This is a genomic window from Bacteroides caecicola (genome assembly GCF_023337095.1).
GTDB classification, from domain to species: Bacteria; Bacteroidota; Bacteroidia; order Bacteroidales; family Bacteroidaceae; genus Phocaeicola; species Phocaeicola gallinarum.
Genome location: NZ_JAMBLM010000001.1, coordinates 167,987 through 189,593, shown reverse-complemented (window position 1 = coordinate 189,593; position 21,607 = coordinate 167,987). Strand labels below are relative to the sequence as shown.

Sequence of the window (21,607 nt, the reverse complement as noted above, 5' to 3'; positions counted from 1 at the left end):
CAACGTTTCGAATAGAAATAAAATTTCATCCCGACAAACTTTTCAGGGGTTGTAATGCACAATTTTCACCCTATTAAAATGATTGCCAGCCCTTCTTCTTTGAACGATTTTCGACTAATTCTGCTTGATTTTTATTTATCCAATTATACAAAAATTTAATAGCTTTGCGTCGAATTAACAATCACATATCTTAAACTTGAAAAACATGAGAAACGATGTATTGATGAACAAGCGGCAACGGGCTGTCCTTTATTCCCTGTTGCTGTCTGCGGGTTTCATAGCAAGCCCAGCATCTGTATTTGCTGCGTCGGAATCATTTCCCGTTACGCAATCATCCCTCCAAAACAAAGTTTCAATCAGCGGAACAGTAAGAGACGCTATGGGCGAACCTGTTATCGGAGCCAGCGTAGTTGAGAAAGGTACTACAAACGGAACGGTTACAGACTTAGACGGAAACTTTTCTCTATCCGTATCTTCGGGCGCTACGTTGGAGATTTCTTTCATCGGCTTTAAAACACAAGAAATTAAAGTAGAACCGGGAAAAGCCATCAATGTTACCTTAAAAGAAGATACTGAAGTATTGGACGAAGTGGTAGTAGTGGGTTTCGGTACGCAAAAGAAAGTAAACCTTACCGGTGCGGTAGGTGTGGTTACGCAGGAAGAAATCGCTCAGCGTCCGGTTACCAACGTTACTCAAGCCCTTCAAGGTGTGGTTCCGGGATTGCAGATTACACAAACCAACGGTAGCTTGGAAAACACGCCGAGCATTAACGTACGTGGTACAACCACCATCGGACAAGGAACAAGCGGAGACCCGCTGGTATTGATCGACGGTATGGAAGGCGACCTGAATACCATCAACCCGCAGGATATTGCCAGCATTTCGGTTTTGAAAGACGCGGCAGCTTCGTCAATTTACGGTTCGCGTGCGCCCTTCGGTGTGATTTTGATTACAACCAAATCGGGCAGCACGGAAGGAAAAACAACCGTGAACTATAACAACAGTTTCCGCTGGGGTACGCCGGTAAACATGAATCACATGATGAACTCGGTGAATTTCGCCAGCTGGATGAACGATACGTTTGCCAACGGAGGTAACGGCGTATATTTCACTCCGGAACGTATGGATCAAATCGTAGCTTACCACAATGCACAGCCTTACGGACCGGGACAACGCATCACAGAAGACGGAACTATCTTATACAGCATCGGAGCTAACGAAAACGGACAGTGGCTGGATGGATATGCCAACGGTATCGATGATGTAGACTGGTATGACGCTATATATAAAAAATGGACGTTCTCTCAAGAACATAACTTCAGCGTAAACGGCGGAACGAAAAAGCTGAATTATTATGCTTCGTTCAACTACCTTGATCAGGGCGGCTTCATGGAGCTGGGAGAAGAAGGCTTGAAACGTTTCAACGCAACGGCTAAGATTGGCTCGGAAATCACCGAATGGTTACGGTTTAACTATACCATGCGTTTTACTCGCGAGGATTACAAGCGTCCGGCTACATTGACTGAAAGTCTGTATAACGATATGGCACGTCAGGGATGGCCGATTCTTCCGCTGTACGACCGCAACGGGTATTATTTCTCGGCTCCGTCTCCGGCTTTGGGCTTGGCAGAAGGTGGTGTAGATAAAACACAGACCGATGATACGTACCACCAAATCAGTTTCCAAATCGAACCGATCAAGAACTGGATTACACACATTGATTTCAACTATCACATTAATTCGGCAAACCGTCACTGGGACAGCCAGATGCAATATAACCACGACATCAATGGTAATCCTTACCGCTATACAGATAGTTCGAACGTTCACGAAGATTACTACAAAGAGAATTATTACAACTTCCAAGCCTATACGGAATACACACATTCATTTAACGACAAGCATAACTTGCATGTAATGGGTGGTTTCCAAGCCGAGGATTTAAAACAAACTCAATTCGGATTGCAGAACAACGGTGTGATGTTCCCCGATAAATCGGAAGTGGACTTGACTACCGGACTGGATGTGAACGGAAATCCCATTACACCGGACGTAAACGGTTCGCGCAATGAATGGACTACCGCCGGTTTCTTCGCCCGTGTAAACTATGACTTCGACGGCAAATATCTGATTGAAGCCAACCTGCGTGCCGATGGTACTTCACGCTTCCGTAAGGGAAATCAGTGGAAGGCATTCCCGTCTGTATCTTTGGGATGGAACATCGCACGCGAAAACTTCTTCGAACCGATTAACAATATCGTTGGTACACTGAAACTGCGTGCTTCTTACGGTTCGTTAGGTAACCAAAATACAACGAACTGGTATCAGACATTCCAAACCATGACAGTAGGTGCTTCTGACGGTTCATGGCTGATGAATGGGGTGAAACCGAATACGGCAACGGCTCCGGGACTTGTTTCTACGGTACTGACATGGGAAACCATCGAATCGTATAACGTTGGTCTTGACTGGGGATTGTTTGATAACCGTCTGACCGGTTCGTTCGATTACTACGTCCGTAATACCAAAGACATGGTGGGTAACGCTCCCGAACTTCCGGCTATCTTGGGTACTGATGTCCCGGTAACCAACAATACCGACTTGCGTACTTCGGGTTGGGAACTTTCTATCGGTTGGAACGACCGCTTGGATAACGGACTTTCTTACGGAATCAAATTCAACGTAGCAGATGCACGTACCAAGATTCTGCGCTATCCGAATAACCCGACCAATGCCGTTGATACTTACATCGCGGGACGTTACATCAACGAAATCTGGGGATATACCACGATTGGAATTGCCAAGACAGACCAAGAAATGGCGGACCACTTGGCTACTCTGCCTAACGGAGGACAAGATGCCTTAGGTTCATCATGGGCTGCGGGTGATATCATGTATGCAGATACCAACGGCGATGGAAGAATCTCAGGAGGTTCGGGAACATTGGGTGATACGGGAGACCGTACGGTGATTGGAAACAGCACGCCGCGTTATCTCTTCGGTCTCGACCTGAATGCAAGCTGGAAAGGATTTGATGTCCGCGTATTCTTCCAGGGTGTAGGTAAACGTGATTACTGGCAGGGAAGTACTTACTTGTTTGGTGCGGCAAGCAACGGACAGTGGTGGGCTACCGGACTGGAAGCCGTTTCTGATTATTTCCGTGATGAAAACAGCTGGTCAGTACAAAACGGTTACCAAGACGTAAACCTCGACTCTTATCTGCCGCGTCCGCTGTATAGCGACAAGAACCAGCAATGTCAAACGGGTTACCTGCAAAGCGCAGCTTATATCCGTCTGAAAAACTTACAGATTGGTTATACATTCCCGGCACGCCTCACAAACCGCTGGGGAATCCAGAATCTTCGCGTTTACTTCTCCGGTGAAAACTTGTGGACAGGCACCAGCCTTGCCTCTCAGTTTGACCCTGAAACCATTGCCGGAGGTAACGGTGGTAACGGTAACGCCTATCCGTTGTCAAAAACTTTATCATGTGGCTTAAACATTACATTTTAATTAAGAGGAATACGATTATGAAACTAAAATATATATCTATCGCTTTATTAGCGACCACGCTTGTTTCTTGTGAAGATTTCTTAGACAAGCAGCCGCCTTCTTATGTAATTCCCGAAGATTATTATCAGACGGAAGACCAACTTCAGGCTGTTTGTAACAAGTTTTATGCTGATGTTCTTCCTTCACACGGTTCTTGGAGCTACGGGACATTTGGTAATGACAATAATACGGATAACCAAACGGGGCTTTCTGCCGATGGAAAATATGCCACCGGTCAGTGGCTGGTAGGTTTGGATGATAGCGACAACTGGAGCTGGACCAATATCCGGAATATCAACTATTCTATCAACACGATACTCGGACATTATTATAACGGCGAAATATCCGGCTCAGAACAGAATATCCTTCAGTACATCGGAGAACTTTATTTCTTCCGCGCTTACAGCTATTTCACCATGCTCCAAAAGTGGGGCGACCTGCCGATTATCAAGGAGGCTTTGCCCGACGATAATGCCATCTTGGTGGCAGCCTCAACACGCAGTCCGCGTAACGAGGTGGCACGCTTCATCATCAACGATCTGGATAGCGCACGCATCTGCATGACCAACAACTTCGATACCCGTAAAAACCGCTTGTCGCCCGATGTTGCCACGCTTGTCAAATCACGTGTCGCCCTGTTCGAGGCTTCATGGTTGAAATACTTCAAAGGAACTCCGTTCGTCCCCAACGGCGAAGGATGGCCCGGCAAGGAGAAAGACTATAATGCCAATTATGAATATCCGTCGGGAAGCATTGATAACGAAATCGAATACTTCTATCAGATAGCATCGGAAAGTGCAGAGGAGGTTGCCGACAAATACATCGGAAGCCTTACGCAAAACACCGGAACAGTACCTCAATCGGAATCTGACCCTGACAATCCTTACTTCAGTATGTTCGGAAGCACAGACATGTCGGGCTTTGCCGATGTATTGCTGTGGCGAGAATACAGCAAGGGTCTGGGCGTTACGAATAACGTAGAAGTTGCCGTAACACGTGGTAACTATGCCATCGGCTTGACACGCAGCATGGTAGAAAGTTTCGTAATGGAAGACGGCAGACCGATTTATGCTTCGCACGACGGATTTGCGTATTCCGACCAAACCATCAGCGAGGTAAGACAACACGCCGACCCGCGCCTGAAGATATTCCTGAAAGAACCGGGACAAACCAACTTGTTCAAAAACATGGATGATACGTCGGGCGATCAGGGAGTTACTACCGAACCCGTACCGTCTATCCTGCGTGGTGACGGAGAATGGGGATACTCTACGGGATATGCGATTCGCAAGGGTGGAACATTCGACCGCGCTTTGACTGCTGGAAACGGTGGTTACGTAGGTTCTATTACTTTCCGCGCTACCGAAGCACTGCTCAACTATATGGAAGCTGAATACGAGCGTACACAGACATTATCCGACAAGATTCTGACTTACTGGAGAGCTATCCGTACGGCTGCCGGATTTACAGGAAATGCTGTCGACCCGCAGGTTACGATTGATGCTACCAACATGGCAAACGAACGCTTGGACTGGGGTTCTTACTCAGCCGGCGTACAACTGACCGACCCGATTCTTTACAATATCCGCCGCGAACGCCGTTGTGAACTGATGGCTGAAGGATTACGCTGGATGGACTTGACCCGCTGGCGCGCGCTCGACCAAATGAAGAACGAACCTTACCACGTAGAAGGTTTCCACCTTTGGAACACGCCGATGGAAAGCTGGAATTACGGAGGCACATTTGTTGACGATGGAAGCGTATCGGCAAACGTATCCAACCGCAGCCTGAGCGAATACCTTCGCCCGTATGAAAAGAACATGACGAACAACAACGTGTTCCGCAACGGATACGTATGGCATCTGGCTCACTACCTCCGCCCGTTACCCATCCGTCAGTTCTTGCTGACCGCTTCAGACAATGCATCGGTTGACTTGTCATCGTTGTATCAGAATCCTTACTGGCCTACTACGACTGATATGGCTGCCGAACAATAACACTTCACCTAAGAGCCTGTTTTACAGACAAGTGACAGGCTCAAAATTCTACCGCAAGTGTTGAGATACACATGCGGTAGAAACAAGTAACGCATCCGTATGTGTTAGCTGACACATGCGGATGCGTTTTTTCAGTTCTTTGAAAAGGAATTATTTCTTGCGGCGGGGAGTCCAAAATCGTGCAAACAATACGAGGTTTAACACAATAGAAATCAAGGCTGCCCAGCCCCACGGCATATATTGCTCGCTCAAAAACAATACACTGACCAACGTTAACGATCCAAGCAAATCTTCCGCCCAGCGATGTTCCCGAAGGTAACGGTTCAACCTCAGAACGGATAACCGATGGCAAAGTGTATTCCCATACCGTCTTTAAACTTGGGAATATTATAATAACCGGACTTTTCCGTATCGTACGGAACGTGAAGGGCTATCCCCCAGTCAAGACGAAGCACAAGGAAAGAAAGGTCGTAACGGATACCGATACCCGTACCCACTGCTATGCTGTCGAAAAAACGGTTCAGCGTGAACTCTGCTCCCGGACGAGCCTCATCCTTACGCATCAGCCAAACGTTTCCGGCATCAAGAAAGGCAGCCCCGTTCAGGTTACCGCCCAAGAAGTTCGACAGGATGCGGAAACGGTACTCCAAGTTTGCTTCCAACTTGATATCGCCCGTCTCATCGACATACGAATAGTTCGCATTCTCCGCCGGATGGAAACGTCCCGGACCAATAGAACGGATGGTGAACGCACGGATACTGTTGGCACCCCCTACGTAAAACTGTTCGCTATACGGAGCGATGGTTTTGTTTCCGTAAGCCCAAATCACACCTCCCATCACGCGGGCGGCAAGCTGATGATACTCGTTAAACTCATGCAGGTAACGTAGCTCGGAAGAATACTTCAGGAATTGGGCAAAAGGCGTTCCGAGAAACTTCTTGTCGCGCTCACTGAACTTCTTACCGAAAGCCGCGTAAATCAGCGAGGTAACATTTCCGGCAGAAGTCACAGAGTTCTCCCACCATATACGGTTCTTCTTTTTCCGGTAACTGTTATCGTAAGTAATGGTATAAGATACGGAAGGGATAAACTGGTCGTCGAGACTGTTGAACAACATCGGGTTCTGCGCAGCGATGGAATCGAAACGTGCCGTGCGATGCTGTAACTTGTTGAACGCCAAATGAAGCGGCGTAACGGTGTGTTTCACACTGCGCGACCGCTGAAAACTGTACGACACTTCTCCACCAAAAGAAAGCATCTTGAAATAACGCGCACGGTTTACTTGGTCGACATAAATCTTGAAGTTCGTTTCCGAAGGATACAAGAAAGGATTAACCCGATTACGTACCCACGGAAGGACAAGGCGAGGAAAGTTCAGCGACAATGCCGCCCCCAGTTCATACGAATTCATGACAGAGCTTTCGCCATCCACCGTAGAGCTGGTCTGCCACTCATACGAACCTTTCAATTCCAAATTCAATGAAGCTCCCATACGCCGGAAATTTTTGCGAGATAGCTTAAATATAGCTCCGGGTCCGGTTTGTTTGGTACTTTTGGTAGTGACATTAAACTCCAGCTCGCTGTCGTAAGGAAGGTCGAACACCGAATTTACCCGGATATCCAGCGTATCCGAGCCGTCGTGCCGGGGTGTGTATTGAAATTCATTGAACTTAAATACGCCCAAACGTGCCAAAGCCTCTTGCGTATAGTCTTGACGTGTCTGCGAATACAACTCGCCCTTACGGTAAAGAAAGCGTTTGCGCAATACGCCATACCGAATGCCCGGTTTCTTTCCGGCGTAATACACGGTAAAGTTACGCCGCTTCAACGAGTCGACAGGTTGCTCGCCGTTATGTCCGGTCAGGTAGACCGAAGTATGTCCGATATAATATGTACGCAAGGCTTCGGGCGGGACACTCTTTTTCGGAACTATCTTCAAATTAACATAGCCCGAACGAATCAAAGTATCGGCAAGGAAGGTGATAAAATCGGAACGGTAATAATAATATCCGTTGTCGCGGAAAAGAGCCACCAAGCGTTCGCGCTCTTCATTCAGCTTGGTAACATCAAAATGATCGTCCCGGCGAATGATACGCTCGTTGTAGGTAGCCCGTATCAAACTGTCGGCACGCGGTGAGAACCCTTCGTAAGCAATGGAATCCAACTTATAACCGCGCCCCATGTCGATATGATATTTCAGCCGTGCCTTACGCGGATTATCGGTACTGTCTACCTCGTAAGTCACCGTTCCGTTAAAGAATCCATAATCGTGGAGCAGGTTGCTCGCCACCTTTACGCGGGTATCGGGATTAACGGTTGAGATATAAACCGGCTCTGAGGCGAGCTTATTGAAAATCCATTTTCCGAGTCCCTTTTCGTAGCGTTGGAAACGGTTATAAACCCACAGCCCGACAGGGACATGCCAGCGCATACTGCCACTGCCAAACACGGCATTGTTAGGAGCCACGGTAATGGCAGCCTCAGCCTCTTCAAGCGCTTTCTTCCCCATAGTGCTTTCATCGAGGTTATCAACCGTCGTTTTACGCATACCGATGTAAAGCGTTTCGCCCTCGGCCAAATGCTTCGTAGTAGAGCATCCGGTAAGGAAAAGCATCCATACTCCGACAAACAACAAATATAATGTATGTTTCATCACTCTTCTTCTTTTTCGTCTTTTATACCTTCTTTATTATTTGTTACCGCATCCTCATCCGGCTGTTTTTTCTTTTTCTTGTTCCTGAAGATAAAGAGTTCGCTCAGCTTACTGATTTTTTTACGCAGTACGATACCCACTCCAGTTTCGGTTACTTCGCCGTCGAGTACGTTCTCATAATTCTTATCATGGAAAATCTTGATATAGCGCGTCCCGCTATTATCCAACCGGTATTCCAACGATATATTATCAATGAAAGATTCATCTTGCTGGGCGGCGTTGTTGCCTGTTGATACCTTACCGCCGATAATCACACTGAAACGGTTATTCCAGAAACGTTTTGCAAACTGGAAATTATAATCGGTCTGCGTATTGCCCCCTTGTTCTGTCTGTTCCATTCCGAAATTGACATCAATGGTTTTCAGTGCGCTGCCCGCTACCTTGTTAATCTGACTCTCAAGGAAAGAATTCAACATGCTGTTTGCCGACAAGCCCCCACCTCCGGTATTATTTCCTTCGGCGAGATACATCCCCGTAACCAACATGGTAACCGCCAATTTGTTACGTTCTTCGGCCGACATTCCTGCCAGCTCGTTTTGTACGGTTCCATCGTCGGGAGCTTCAAGAGTAAACATAAAGCCCAAGTTTTCAAGACGATTGGTAATACTTACACCCACATCGAAATTTACCGTCCGCGTATTTTGATCTTCCTGTGCAACCGAAGCCCGTACCCGCTCAGAAGCATGAATATTCAGATTCGGATTCATAATATTCCCCGTCCATTCTATATAGCTTCCGTTGCGGATATAAAACGTTTTCAGCGGAATAACCGGCATCTGATATTTCAGTTCGCCGCTCATCAGCGAATAACGGCCGTTCAGCAACATATTCCCTTCGGGCGTGTATTGGAACGATAAATCTCCTCCGCCTTCAAACATCATATAGTTCTTGCCGTTCTCATCCAAATCAACCCTACACTGTACGGCCTCATCAATATGAAGCGTCATCAGCATGTCAAGTCCGCCCAGCGTCATAGTAGGTACGGTATGCCTGTCCAAGCCTGTCGTATCGCTGAAATTGACAAAAGTAACCGTTTCTCCCAAGCGGTCTTCCACGGTCAGCGGAGACTCCTGAAGGATATAAGTAAAGTCACTTGTACCTAAGATATTGGCATTTCCTCTCAAATTCAACGAGGTAACACTGCCTTTCAGCAAAGCATCAAAGTCAATGTATAACTTTCCGTATACTATCGATTCTTTGGTTCGTTTCGCATTCAGCACTTCAAAATTATGTGCATCCATCCGTAAATCGAGTTTCATGTCGGCAAAATCAGACATATCCACATCGCCATCGATAACAAACGGAGTCTTTCCACGAGTAAATATCTGAAACTTATCGAATGTAAGACGATTGTCGGCGATACGGACTGGACGATTATCAAACCTCAAGTTAAGTGATGCCTGCGGGACATACACATTCACACTATCCAGATTCATCTCACCGTTTATTAACGGCTTATTGGTCGCTCCGTCTACCGAAAGCGTACCGTCGATATCCCCCGAAAGGATAGCCATACGGTTCGGAATAAAAGCATTCGCCAGTTCGAGCGGGAAATGATGAAGCCCCATTTCTGCCGAGATATGCCCTTGTTCTTCTTCTGCGACAGCCGACAGGTAAGACCCGCTAAGGCTTATTACTTCGCTGTCGTTCAATGTTACAAAGCCATCGATACGGTGCTCACCCGTTTCTTTCGGCAGATAGACGGCACTCAGCGCCCAGTTGCCCAAAGGCTGCCGATTATATGCCAGCTTATTCACGCTCATATCGGCAGATACTTGCATCTGTTTCCCGGCTTCTACATAATGAACTTCCGCATTAATCACTCCGGCTATATCGGGCATGTATGGAATAATCCGGCGAAATTCAGCTATATCTATCCGGTTCAAAGCCAGAGTGAGGTCTTGCTGGGCAAGGGAGTCTGGCGTAGAATAAAATTGGATACCCGTATGCTGTTTATCGTAGATACCCAAATCGGCCTCAATACGTCCTTCATTTTTCAGATATATATAATTCTGCGGATTAACCTGAAACTGCCGGTAAACCAAAATCGGGTCATCGGGCGAAACATGCAGACTGATTCCATCTTTCTGTAACTTCGCCACGAATCCCATACGTGCGCCACACTCCTTCTTTCCGTTTAAATATTCGATAAACATATTAGCCCCGTCTGCTTCTATTTCACCATTTAAAGAAACATCGAAAGCCTCCTGAAAAGGTTTGTTTCCTGCTATCACCCCACTGCGGAATGCGAGTTTCCCTACCTCTTGGGCTATATTAAAATAAATGGTATCAAGTTCCAAACTATCCGTACGCAGACTATACAGATACGCCTTCCCTTTTAATCCCTCTGCCGGAGATGTTTCAATCTTTGTAAATAAACGGTTAAAGTTTACGTTCTGCACTGCAAGCATATTTGCCAATGGATTGTCTTTTTTGGCAAAGATATAAAACGTCGCATTAGGCAGATTTTCTTTAAGCGCGTCCAAATCCACATATCCTTCTTTCCACTGTTTCGTCAAGCGTGTCGACAGCAGTTCAACATGGCGGGTCAGTTGTTCTATTCCTCCTTGCGCACGGAACAAGAAAGTCAAATCGCCCGCATTGGCATAGCTGCGAATAGAGTCGCGCGCCGTATTGATTCCCACATGCAAATCTTTGGTTTTAAAAGTTTTCTTCGGCGTAATAATCCGAATATCTTTTACCGAGAGCCGAGCCTTATGACTTGCTTTCATATCGGTAGTTACATGCAGGTTTATTTCTTCCGATGTCTTAAGAGGCGTAGCCGTCAGGCGCATCCCGTTTAAATCCAGATTGCGAACGCTAACATTCATATCCGCCTTTATCTGCTTGGGATGAAGGACAGCTTCCAACTGAGAAGAAATATCCATCAGGTTGTCTTTTACATCCAAGTCAACCGTGGCGTATGATTTTTTCAGCGATGCATTCAGTCGTACACCGGAGTAAACCGCAGACCCGTACTCCAAATGGCTCAATCCGCCTTCGGCATCCATTGAAGTCTTTGGAGAAAAGAAATCGAAACCCGCTCCCCAAGCCCGCAATGAAGCAGAAAGCAAGAACAAAGAATCTTCAGGCATGAAGTCATGCAAATTTAATTTGTCGACCGTCAAGTCGGCACGATAGGCTTCTTTCAGCAAATGGTAATCGGCTATCAGTGAAACTTTTCCTGAATCTTTCTGCAAATCAAGCTCTGCGTTGAGTTGATTTCCTTTCAGATTCATGTCGCCATTTATATTCATACCCGAAGGAAGCACTACTCCCCCGGTCAAAGGTTTCAAGAAATTCATATTCTGGAAAGCAGCCAGCAAATGTAAATTCCCCTGCCGGTTCACACTATCCAACAGATTGGTTACCACTCCGTCGGCCTCTATCCGAAAACTTTCGGGCAGAATGGCATTTACTTGCGTCAGCCTCAACTCTTTCAAATTTCCATCAACCCCCATCTGTATGCGGAGCGGAGCGGAAGGATACCGCCTCGTAAAATCTTCAGGCATACCGGAAACGAACTTCAGCAAATCAATTTTGCCGATTTCCGCCATCAACCGCCCCCTGAGATTACCGTCGGCTTCGGCACTCGTCAAGCTCCAGTCCGCTGAAGCCTCGAAAGCCAGATAAGAATCGGGAGTTTGAATACGAAGAGAAGGAACGTTGATAACTTTCTCGTCTGCCACCAATCGGCCCTCACCGGATGTCACCTCCAAGCCGGAACGCTCTTTCAGTTCAAACTCACGGATAAGCGCACGGATGTGATTCCCTTCATAATACACCGAATCGATTCCGATGTTAATATCTTTTATCTGTATATGAGAAGGGTCTAAACCGGCTTCAAGCACAGGCGACGTACCGGAGTTATAATCCGCTTCTCCCTCACGGATACTTAAACGATTTACCGCATATGCCTGCTTGCGGAGGTCTACCATACCGTCGCGCAGCGTGCCGTTTCCTATCTTCACCCGAAAGTCCATAGAGTCTAACGGCATTTGCATGGCAAACGAAACGTTATCGAGGTCAATATCTTCCAGCCGGATTTTCCAGAAAGCAGGCTCGCTGGCTGCCGTGTCAGCACTTTCGGTAGTATCTGCCATGCAGAGTGAAAAATGCGCATCTTTTAACAAAAGATTATTCAGTACAGCCGTTTCGGGGGATAAATCCACTCCGTGCGAACGCAGGAAGAGTTCTCCTAACTCGCCTTTCAGTTGCATACCCTCTATCAGTCTCCCGGTATTAACCGATGCTCCCTTCAGCCCGACGCCGTCTATTTCAATCCGCTTTTGAATGAGCGGCAACAACTGGACTTTCACCGTAAGCCGGTCAACATTCAAGAGCGTGTCTTTTTTATCGACCACCTGCGCTTCGTGGACCACAAGATTCAAAGGAAAAGAAAGAGACAACCGACCGATATGAACATTCATGCCGCTTGCCTCCGAAACATACTGTGTAGCCGTCGTCACCAAATAACGCTGAATTGGGGGAATATACAGCAATACACATATAATTATAAATAACGCAAACGGAACAAGAACAATCCCGATGCTCCATTTAGCATATCTTCTCATACCTTAATCTCCAAGTTAGTTTTGTTGCAAAGGCGAAAATAGTAAAAATAACCGAAAGAGACATACATTTTGTTGATAAAGTCTGCGCTCGACTGCATAATTATTTCTATCTTTGCCTGTGTTACTAACTTTTTAATTCATACTTATGAAACCAACATTATTTGTACTGGCTGCCGGTATGGGAAGTCGTTACGGCGGCTTAAAGCAGCTCGATGGTCTGGGACCGAACGGAGAAACTATCATGGACTACTCCATATTCGATGCTATCCGCGGCGGATTCGGTAAAATTGTTTTTGTTATACGTAAAGATTTCGAAAAAGATTTCCGCGAAAAGATTATCAGCAAATATGAAAATCATATCCCGGTAGAAGTCGTTTTCCAAGACATTCATAACCTGCCCGAAGGCTTTACCTGCCCTGAGGGACGTGTAAAACCGTGGGGAACAAACCACGCCGTGCTAATGGGTAAAGATGTTATCAAAGAACCGTTTGCCGTAATCAATGCCGACGACTTTTATGGCCGCGACAGTTTTGCCGTACTCGGAAAATATTTGTCTGAACTGCCCGAAGGCTCAAAGAATGATTACTGCATGGTAGGTTTCCGTGTAGGAAACACGCTGTCGGAAAGCGGTGCGGTAGCACGTGGTATCTGCTCTACCAACGATGCCGGACATCTGACTACCGTAGTAGAACGGACGGAAATCATGCGCGTTAACGGACCGGTTTGCTATAAAGACGAAAACGGAGAATGGGTAGCGGTAGAAGACAATACGCCGGTATCTATGAATATGTGGGGATTTACACCCGACTATTTCAAGTATTCGGAAGATTATTTTGTCGACTTCCTGAAAACAAACATCAGCAACATCAAGGCAGAATTCTTTATTCCGCTGCTGGTTAACAAGTTGATTAACGACGGAACCGCTACGGTAAAAGTTCTGGATACAACTTCAAAATGGTTCGGCGTAACGTATGCTGCCGACCGCCAAAGCGTAGTCGACAAGATTCAAGCTCTGGTAGACGCCGGCGAATATCCTGCCAAATTGTTCTAACCAAGCATCAGACTTATAAGCCATGCGCCAAAACGATGAATACACACTTCGTTTTGGCGCATTTTTTGTATCCGGAAGTCGTTTTTTCCTTTCGAATAGAAATTCTATTTCTACCCGACAAACCCCTTGACACATGCGGTTGCGTTACGGGTTACATACGGTTGCGTTTTTTACCTATATGCCTCCCATCATAACTTTTTATCCATCAGCCAGTTATCCATTTTCACCCCGTCTACGTCCACAGTCTGCCTACGAATGATGCCGAAACCGTTCTTCTCGAAAAACGGGCGGGCTGTATGGCTTGCTTCGGTATGCAGCTCGTCTGCTCCCTGCGCAATGGCGTATGTTTCCGCAGCCCGAAGCAGCATCGAGGCCACCCCTTTACGCTGGTAACAGGGGCGCACAAACATGCTGTGCAGATAGCCTCCGGCATTTACCGAAGTAAATCCGGCATACTCCCCTGTTTCGCAGCATCGGGCGGCAATGAAATGCAAATCGCTGTTTTTCAACTTCTGCCATCGCTCTTCCGTGGCACGGTTCAGCCACGCCTGAAGTTGCCCGGAGGTGTAGTCACGGCAACACGTATGCGCTACCGAGTCTTGAAATATCATACAGATACACTCAATGGATATCTCTGTCGTTAAAAAATAATGTGCTGTCATATACACAAAGTTAGCTTTTTCTTTCGAGACCGATTCTCACACAAGAAATAAATTAACATAGTGTAATTTATCAAGAAGTAATCGGGCGTTTGAAACGGAATTTGTACTTTTGCATAGTAAATAATCTGAAAGAATATGCAAACAAGCAATGAAACGTCCTACGAACTCCCCGACTTGTCGCACTCGATGGGAGAACATTTAGGCATCGTTTTTCAAGAAATGAAAGATGGCTACGTAAAAGCCTCCATGCCGGTAGACGAACGCAGTTGTCAGCCTTTCGGCGTATTAAACGGAGGCGCTTCGTTGGCTTTGGCGGAAATCGTAGCAGGACACGGGTCTATCCCGCTCTGTGCGGCAAGCGAAATGCCGTGCGGCATACAGGTCAGCGCCAATCACTTCAGGATGGTTCCGGTGGGCGAAACCATCACTGCGACAGGAACACTCATCCACCGGGGAAGAACCTTGCATACTTGGAATATTGACATCATGAACCAAAACGGGCAGTTGGTTTCGACGGCTCGTGTGGTCAACAAAATCGTAAAGAAACATTCATGAACATACCTGAAACCAAATTACACCAACTGATAGACAGGCTGACGCAAAGCCACGTCTGTTTCGCCATCTACCGTTTGCCGTGGACAGACGAGCCGATTTTAATTCTTCAGAACGAAACCGAGGAAGTAGAAACTTTTGAAGATTTAAGCGAACTGAACGGAAAGACCGGATTTGTCCTTGCTCCTTTCCGTTACAGCCCGGAGCATCCGGGGGTTATCATCCGCCCCGACCACACGGCACGCGAGTGGGAACAAATAGAAGAGGTTCTTCAACACTTGAATACAGACAGCAGCCTCATCCGGTCAGCCGAAACCGCAGAGACCATACACACGGGCACTGCCCACGGAAAGAAAAATTATACCGAAGCGTTTAATCGTTTCATCGTTCCGTTACGCGAGGGGACGTTTAAAAAGTTGGTGCTTTCACGAAACGAAACGCTCGATTTGCCGGAAAACTTTTCACCGCTCCGGGCGTTCATCAATGCTTGTAACAGCTATCCGCGTATGATGATATCGCTTACCCACACTCCCATCACCGGAACGTGGATAGGCAGCACGCCGGAAATCATACTGAGCGGGCAGGATAACCAATGGCATACGGTATCGCTCGCCGGAACGATGCCGATGGAAGGCGAAGTGATGCCCGAAAACTGGAGTGACAAGAACCGTGAAGAGCAGGCTTTCGTAAGCGAATACCTGCGTAAAACGATAAAAAAATTCGGTTCGAAGCTCACCGAAAAAGGTCCGTACACCGCCCGTGCCGGACAGTTGGTTCACTTGAAAACCGACTTCCATTTCTGTTTGAAGAATACGGACAACTTGGGCGACATCCTGAGCGAACTTCATCCCACTCCTGCCGTATGTGGCTTGCCGAAACAGGCTGCCTACGAGTTCATTCCCGAAAACGAAGGCTATGACCGCAGTTACTATTCGGGAATCATCGGATGGCTCGACTCGCAGGGACACACCACGCTGTACGTCAACCTGCGCTGTATGCACATCCACAACGCACAGACCACACTCTATGCCGGAGGAGGCATACTCCCGTCGTCGACAGCTGATACGGAATGGGAAGAAACCCGCCACAAGATGAATACCATGAAGCAAATCATTCAATAATACCTTTCATACAGCTATGTATACCGACAAGAAAAGCATACTTCAACTTGCCGCCCTTCTGAAAGCTCACGGCGTACATAAAATAGTTCTCTGTCCCGGAAGCCGAAACATTCCGTTGGTACAAACGCTTGCCAACGTACCGGAATTTACGTGTTACCCGGTGACCGATGAACGGAGTGCGGGATTTTTTGCATTGGGACTTGCCCTTCACGGAGGTACACCCACCGCCGTCTGCTGCACGTCGGGAACGGCATTGCTGAATCTGCATCCGGCTGTTGCCGAAGCATTTTATCAACAAGTTTCGCTGATAGTTATCTCGGCAGACCGCCCCGGAGCATGGATCGGGCAAATGGACGGACAGACTTTGCCTCAACCGGGAGTATTCGGTTCGCTGGTAAAAAAATCGGTAAACCTTCCCGAAGTAACAACCGATGAGGATGAATGGTATTGTAACCGGCTTATCAATGAAGCGTTGCTGGAATTAAATCACCACGGAAAAGGACCGGTACATATCAATGTGCCCATAAGCGAACCGTTCTTCAAACTTCCGGTCAGCGAGTTGCCCGAAGCGCGTGTCATTACCCGCTATCAGGGACTCAACATCTACGACAAAGATTATCAACCGCTCATCGACCGACTGAACAAGTATCAGCGACGCATGATGGTGGTGGGGCAGATGAATCTGATATACCTGTTCGACAAGCGATACATCAAAATGCTTTACAAGCACTTCGCTTGGTTTACGGAAAACATCAGTAACCGCACCATTCCGGGAATCCCTATACGTAACATCGAACCGTTACTGTGCTCGATGGACTTTGAAGCGCAGCAGAAAATGCGTCCCGAACTGCTTATCACTTACGGCGGACACATTATCTCGAAGCGATTGAAAAAGTTCCTCCGCCGTCATCCGCCCGTAGAACACTGGCACATATCGGCTGACGGTGAGGTAGTAGACTTGTTCGGTTCACTCACCACGGTAATAGAGATAGACCCGTTTGAGTTTCTTGAAAAGATTGCTCCGATGATGAATACCCGCACGCCCGAATACCCGCGCCAATGGGAAACGCTATCGAAGGCTATTCCGCAGGCATCCTTCCCGTATTCAGAGATGAGTGCCATAGGCGAAGTAATGCGTCGGTTGCCTGCTCCTTGCGCTTTACATTTGGCAAACAGTTCGGCTGTACGTTATGCACAACTGTTCAACTTGCCGGAAGAAGTGGAAGTGTTATCCAACCGAGGCACGAACGGAATCGAAGGTTCGCTCTCTACCGCCGTGGGATATGCCGCTGCTTCAGAGAAACTGAACTTTATCTTCATCGGCGATTTAAGTTTCTTCTACGACATGAATGCGCTTTGGAATCCGAATTACGGGGCTAACCTGCGTATCCTGTTGCTGAACAACAGCGGAGGCGAGATATTCCACGCACTCCCCGGACTGGAACTGCACGAGAATGCCCGCCGCTTCGTTACGGCCACCCACCGGACGTCGGCTCGCGCTTGGGCGGAAGACTGCGGATTTGAATACCTTGCGGCACATAACGCTGACGAATTAACGGCGGCTGCCGAACAGTTTACCCAGCCCTCGATTACCCAACGCCCGATGTTGCTTGAGGTATTTACCGACAAAGCTGCCGACGTAGAATTGCTCAAAGAATATTATCACAACCTAAAATAAACGAATTGAACTTTGATTATGAGAGAATGGAAAACCATTAAAGAATACGAAGATATTCTTTTCGATTTTTATAACGGGATAGCGAAAATAACCATCAACCGTCCGCGCTACCGCAATGCGTTCACTCCGAAAACCACTGCCGAAATCAGCGATGCTCTGTATTATTGCCGTGAGTGTCAAGACATCAATGTAGTGGTATTGACCGGAGCGGGCGACAAAGCCTTTTGTTCGGGAGGAGACATGCACGTAAAAGGCCACGGCGGATACGTGGGAACCGACGGTGTTCCGCGCCTGAATGTGTTAGACGTACAGAAGCAGATACGTTCGCTCCCGAAACCGGTTATCGCGATGGTAAACGGATATGCCATCGGAGGCGGTCACGTGCTTCACGTGGTCTGCGACCTGACGATTGCTTCCGAGAACGCCATCTTCGGACAAACGGGTCCGCGCGTGGGCAGTTTCGATGCCGGATTCGGGTCTTCTTACCTTGCCCGTATCGTGGGACAGAAAAAGGCACGCGAAATATGGTTTCTCTGCCGGCAGTATTCGGCGCAAGAGGCACTCGAAATGGGGCTTGTAAACAAGGTGGTTCCGTTCGACCGTCTGGAAGACGAGGTGGTAGAATGGGCAGAGACAATGATGCAACACAGTCCGCTTGCCTTACGCATGATTAAAGCCGGGCTGAATGCCGAACTCGACGGACAGGCAGGCATACAGGAATTGGCGGGAGATGCTACCATGCTTTACTACATGACCGAGGAGGCACAAGAGGGCGGACACGCTTTCCTTGAGAAACGGAAACCCGACTGGTCGAAATATCCGAAATTCCCTTAATGTTTGTCTTCCATGTATCATATTGAAATCATTCCCCGCACACTGCATTTCAAGCAACCGGCAGGCACGTCGCGCGGGGTTTATCATACGCGCCGGGTATGGTATCTTTGGGTTACCGATACGGAAACGGGGCGTTACGGAGTGGGTGAATGTGCGCCCCTGCCCGATTTGAGTTGCGATGCCGTGCCGGAATACGAACAGATACTGTCGCAATTATGTCGTGACGTAGAGCAGAAAGCGGGCATTGATTACGAGGCATTCCGCCCTTATCCGTCGATGCTCTTCGGGATGGAAACGGCATTTCTGCACCTTCATGCCGGAAGTCTGCGCTTCTTCCAGACACCCTTTTCAGCCGGAACGGAGGGGATTCCTATCAACGGGCTTATCTGGATGGGGAACTTCGATGAGATGTACCGACGCATTGAGGAAAAGATGCGCTTGGGATTCCGGTGCATCAAAGTAAAGATTGGGGCCATCGATTTTGACAAGGAACTGGAGTTGCTCCACCATATCCGCCAACATTTTTCGCCGGAAGAAATCGAACTGCGGGTTGATGCGAACGGGGCTTTCTCGCCGGAGGATGCTCCGCGCAAGTTGAATGAGCTGAACCGTTTTCATCTTCATTCCATCGAGCAACCGATTCGCGCCGGGCAGTGGGAGGCGATGAGCCGACTGTGTGAAGCCGCTCCTTTCCCCATCGCTTTGGATGAGGAACTTATCGGTGTGAACGAGCGTCAGCGGAAAATCGAATTGCTGGAAACGATTCGTCCGCAATACATCATCCTGAAACCTTCCTTGCACGGGGGAATTTACGGGGCGAAAGAGTGGATTGAGCTGGCTGAAGCACGGGGAATCGGCTCATGGATTACCTCGGCATTAGAGTCGAACGTGGGGCTGAACGCCATTGCTCAATGGTGTGCCACGCTTCACCCGTCTATTCCTCAAGGCTTGGGCACGGGATTGCTCTTTACCGACAATGTAGATTATCCGCTTCACATCGAGGGCGATTGCCTCTGGTTTCATCCGGAAGAACCCGAACCAGACTTAAAGCAATTCCTTAACCTTTAACCGGAAGCGGTATGGATATGTTTATTACAGACATTAAGCAACAGACTATTACCATCGACGGGACGGTTTACGATGCGGATTACTGCGCCGGAGAAATGCTTGCCGAATTCCGCCGACGCTACGGAACGGACAGTTTCTATGCCGAAGTTGCCGAATTCCTTGCCGAGTGGTTTAACGATGATGACCGACTGACGGTACACACTTCCGGCTCGACGGGTGCACCCAAACCGCTTCGGGTAGAGAAGCATCGGATGATGAACTCCGCCATGCTGACGGTCGATTTCCTCGGACTTCGGCACGGTGACTCCGCCATGCTGTGTATGCCGCTGAAGTACATCGCGGGGAAAATGGTGGTGGTACGCTCACTCGTGGCAGGGCTGAACCTCCTTCCGGTCACTCCGTGCGGACACCCGATGCAGGCTATCGGCGAGACACCCGTGTTTTCCGCCATGATTCCGATGCAGGTATTCAACAGCCTGCAAACAGACGAGGAACGGAAGCGGCTGATGGATGTGCGCCACCTGATTATCGGCGGCGGAGCCATCGACGAAGCGTTGGGCAAGGCACTAAAGTCGTTTCCCCACGCAGTATGGAGTACCTACGGCATGACCGAAACGCTTTCACACATCGCTCTGCGGAGACTGAATGGCAAAGAAGCATCGGAATGGTACACGCCTTTCTCGAATGTGGATGTCCGCCTCACACCCGACCATACGCTTGCCATCCATGCCCCGTTGGTCAACCCGGAGCTACTGATAACAAACGACATCGTGGAGTTCAACGCGCGCGGGCAATTCCGCATATTAGGGCGTAAAGACAATACCGTGAACACGGGAGGCGTGAAAGTGCAAATCGAGCAGGTGGAAGCGTCGCTGCGCCCACTGCTTCCCTGCCCGTTTATGGTGACTTCGGCACCCGACGCCAAATTCGGTGAACGCATCGTGCTGTTGGTTGAAAACTTTGCTCCCGACAGTCCGGCTATCCGGCAGGCGGTTGAAACGCTTCCGGCTTATTGGCGTCCCAAGCAAACGGTGTGCATAACCCGATTGCCGCAAACGGGAACAGGAAAACCCGACCGTGCCACAGCGAAAAAAATAGCTGCCTCAGCCCCTCAAAACCCCATCGGCAAAGACTGAAAAACGCTACCCATAGCGTTACCCAACACAAGCGGATGCGTTCTATTGTTTATCCGCATAAGTTATAGAACGCATCCGCTTGCGTTTTTCACCTAAATTCTGTAGATTTGTAAACATCTCAAATACCCCTTATTTTCTAATCTAATCACAGCATGAGAACCGTCCGATTAATGACCTGCAACGATGCCTTCCAAGCCCAAATCATCAGCGGAGCGCTTGAAAATGAAGGCATTCCATCCGTGCTTCACAATGTGAATACTTCGTACGTGCTTCGGGGATATATCAGCGAAATTGCCGGAGTAGATATTTTTGTTTACGAAGCAGACTACAGCCGTGCACTGGAAATCCTTGAACGAAACGAGATGATTCCCGAACAGCTTAAATACTGCCCCCGCTGTCATTCCGACGACATCCGTTTTGTATTGAAAAAACGCCATCGGCTGCGGGCACTGTTCTCCGGAATCATTGCCGCCCTTGCCGCAGCCCCTCCGGGCACGGAGCATTGGGAATTTGTATGCCGGAACTGCGGAGCGCATTTCGACCGCCCCGTTTCCCGCCACAGCAAGGAGTGAAATAAAAAAGCCACCCTGCTTTCGCGACTTACGCAGCCGCCGAAAGCAGGATGGCATAAATGATAAGTAAATAATATGTTCGAGAAACTATCTGT

General features: G+C 48.2%; 13 protein-coding genes. 10 read left to right on the top strand and 3 right to left on the bottom strand.

The annotated features are described in order from the left end of the window. Positions 1-205 precede the first annotated feature (205 nt). Positions 206-3,514 (top strand): SusC/RagA family TonB-linked outer membrane protein, encoded by a 3,309-nt coding sequence (locus M3085_RS00695; protein ID WP_178255825.1) that lies wholly within the window; start codon positions 206-208, stop codon positions 3,512-3,514. A gap of 17 nt (positions 3,515-3,531) precedes the next feature. Then, positions 3,532-5,550: a RagB/SusD family nutrient uptake outer membrane protein gene (locus M3085_RS00690; protein WP_249052058.1), complete on the top strand. Its 2,019-nt coding sequence runs from the start codon at positions 3,532-3,534 to the stop codon at positions 5,548-5,550. A gap of 329 nt (positions 5,551-5,879) precedes the next feature. Here M3085_RS00690 and M3085_RS00685 read toward each other — a convergent pair whose 3' ends face one another. Together M3085_RS00685 and M3085_RS00680 are read right to left on the bottom strand one after the other, a co-directional pair. Then, positions 5,880-8,204, bottom strand: coding sequence for a BamA/TamA family outer membrane protein (locus M3085_RS00685; protein WP_249052057.1), 2,325 nt, complete (start codon positions 8,202-8,204; stop codon positions 5,880-5,882). Continuing rightward, on the bottom strand, positions 8,204-12,838 hold the full coding sequence (locus tag M3085_RS00680; protein WP_249052056.1) for a translocation/assembly module TamB domain-containing protein: 4,635 nt from the start codon (positions 12,836-12,838) through the stop codon (positions 8,204-8,206). Before M3085_RS00680 ends, M3085_RS00685 begins: the two co-directional genes overlap by 1 nt. A gap of 145 nt (positions 12,839-12,983) precedes the next feature. On the opposite strand from M3085_RS00680, the gene M3085_RS00675 reads away from it, so the two are divergent. Further along, positions 12,984-13,889 carry a nucleotidyltransferase gene (locus M3085_RS00675; protein ID WP_178255821.1) on the top strand — a complete coding sequence of 302 codons (906 nt, stop codon included), beginning with the start codon at positions 12,984-12,986 and terminating at the stop codon, positions 13,887-13,889. Between the two features lie 188 nt (positions 13,890-14,077). Here M3085_RS00675 and M3085_RS00670 read toward each other — a convergent pair whose 3' ends face one another. Beyond that, positions 14,078-14,551 (bottom strand): GNAT family N-acetyltransferase, encoded by a 474-nt coding sequence (locus tag M3085_RS00670; protein ID WP_249052055.1) that lies wholly within the window; start codon positions 14,549-14,551, stop codon positions 14,078-14,080. 135 nt (positions 14,552-14,686) lie between these two features. Between M3085_RS00670 and M3085_RS00665 the strand changes: the two genes are divergently transcribed. From M3085_RS00665 to M3085_RS00635, 7 genes are all read left to right on the top strand, one after another. Continuing rightward, positions 14,687-15,106 carry a PaaI family thioesterase gene (locus M3085_RS00665; RefSeq protein ID WP_225230985.1) on the top strand — a complete coding sequence of 140 codons (420 nt, stop codon included), beginning with the start codon at positions 14,687-14,689 and terminating at the stop codon, positions 15,104-15,106. After that, positions 15,103-16,224 (top strand): isochorismate synthase, encoded by a 1,122-nt coding sequence (locus M3085_RS00660; RefSeq protein ID WP_249052054.1) that lies wholly within the window; start codon positions 15,103-15,105, stop codon positions 16,222-16,224. Before M3085_RS00665 ends, M3085_RS00660 begins: the two co-directional genes overlap by 4 nt. A 16-nt stretch (positions 16,225-16,240) precedes the next feature. After that, a complete protein-coding gene (menD, locus tag M3085_RS00655; RefSeq protein ID WP_249052053.1) occupies positions 16,241-17,902 on the top strand; it encodes a 2-succinyl-5-enolpyruvyl-6-hydroxy-3-cyclohexene-1-carboxylic-acid synthase in 1,662 nt (553 codons plus the stop codon). 18 nt (positions 17,903-17,920) lie between these two features. Continuing rightward, on the top strand, positions 17,921-18,736 hold the full coding sequence (gene menB / locus M3085_RS00650; protein WP_178255817.1) for a 1,4-dihydroxy-2-naphthoyl-CoA synthase: 816 nt from the start codon (positions 17,921-17,923) through the stop codon (positions 18,734-18,736). Between the two features lie 12 nt (positions 18,737-18,748). Continuing rightward, positions 18,749-19,804 (top strand): o-succinylbenzoate synthase, encoded by a 1,056-nt coding sequence (menC, locus tag M3085_RS00645; RefSeq protein WP_249052052.1) that lies wholly within the window; start codon positions 18,749-18,751, stop codon positions 19,802-19,804. Positions 19,805-19,815: 11 nt separating this feature from the next. Beyond that, positions 19,816-20,940 carry an AMP-binding protein gene (locus M3085_RS00640; protein ID WP_249052051.1) on the top strand — a complete coding sequence of 375 codons (1,125 nt, stop codon included), beginning with the start codon at positions 19,816-19,818 and terminating at the stop codon, positions 20,938-20,940. 152 nt (positions 20,941-21,092) lie between these two features. Beyond that, the gene (locus M3085_RS00635; protein ID WP_249052050.1) at positions 21,093-21,512 is read left to right on the top strand and encodes a DUF2007 domain-containing protein; all 420 of its coding nucleotides are present in this window, start codon (positions 21,093-21,095) and stop codon (positions 21,510-21,512) included. Positions 21,513-21,607: the final 95 nt, after the last annotated feature.

Bases quoted from the DNA above. Each gene is read 5' to 3' on its own strand.
- M3085_RS00670 (WP_249052055.1), bottom strand. From the start codon at position 14,551: ATGACAGCACATTATTTTTTAACGACAGAGATATCCATTGAGTGTATC.
- M3085_RS00665 (WP_225230985.1), top strand. From the start codon at position 14,687: ATGCAAACAAGCAATGAAACGTCCTACGAACTCCCCGACTTGTCGCAC.
- M3085_RS00660 (WP_249052054.1), top strand. From the start codon at position 15,103: ATGAACATACCTGAAACCAAATTACACCAACTGATAGACAGGCTGACG.
- menC (WP_249052052.1), top strand. From the start codon at position 18,749: ATGTATCATATTGAAATCATTCCCCGCACACTGCATTTCAAGCAACCG.
- M3085_RS00690 (WP_249052058.1), top strand. From the start codon at position 3,532: ATGAAACTAAAATATATATCTATCGCTTTATTAGCGACCACGCTTGTT.
- M3085_RS00695 (WP_178255825.1), top strand. From the start codon at position 206: ATGAGAAACGATGTATTGATGAACAAGCGGCAACGGGCTGTCCTTTAT.
- M3085_RS00680 (WP_249052056.1), bottom strand. From the start codon at position 12,838: ATGAGAAGATATGCTAAATGGAGCATCGGGATTGTTCTTGTTCCGTTT.
- M3085_RS00640 (WP_249052051.1), top strand. From the start codon at position 19,816: ATGGATATGTTTATTACAGACATTAAGCAACAGACTATTACCATCGAC.
- M3085_RS00685 (WP_249052057.1), bottom strand. From the start codon at position 8,204: ATGAAACATACATTATATTTGTTGTTTGTCGGAGTATGGATGCTTTTC.
- menB (WP_178255817.1), top strand. From the start codon at position 17,921: ATGAGAGAATGGAAAACCATTAAAGAATACGAAGATATTCTTTTCGAT.
- M3085_RS00635 (WP_249052050.1), top strand. From the start codon at position 21,093: ATGAGAACCGTCCGATTAATGACCTGCAACGATGCCTTCCAAGCCCAA.
- M3085_RS00675 (WP_178255821.1), top strand. From the start codon at position 12,984: ATGAAACCAACATTATTTGTACTGGCTGCCGGTATGGGAAGTCGTTAC.
- menD (WP_249052053.1), top strand. From the start codon at position 16,241: ATGTATACCGACAAGAAAAGCATACTTCAACTTGCCGCCCTTCTGAAA.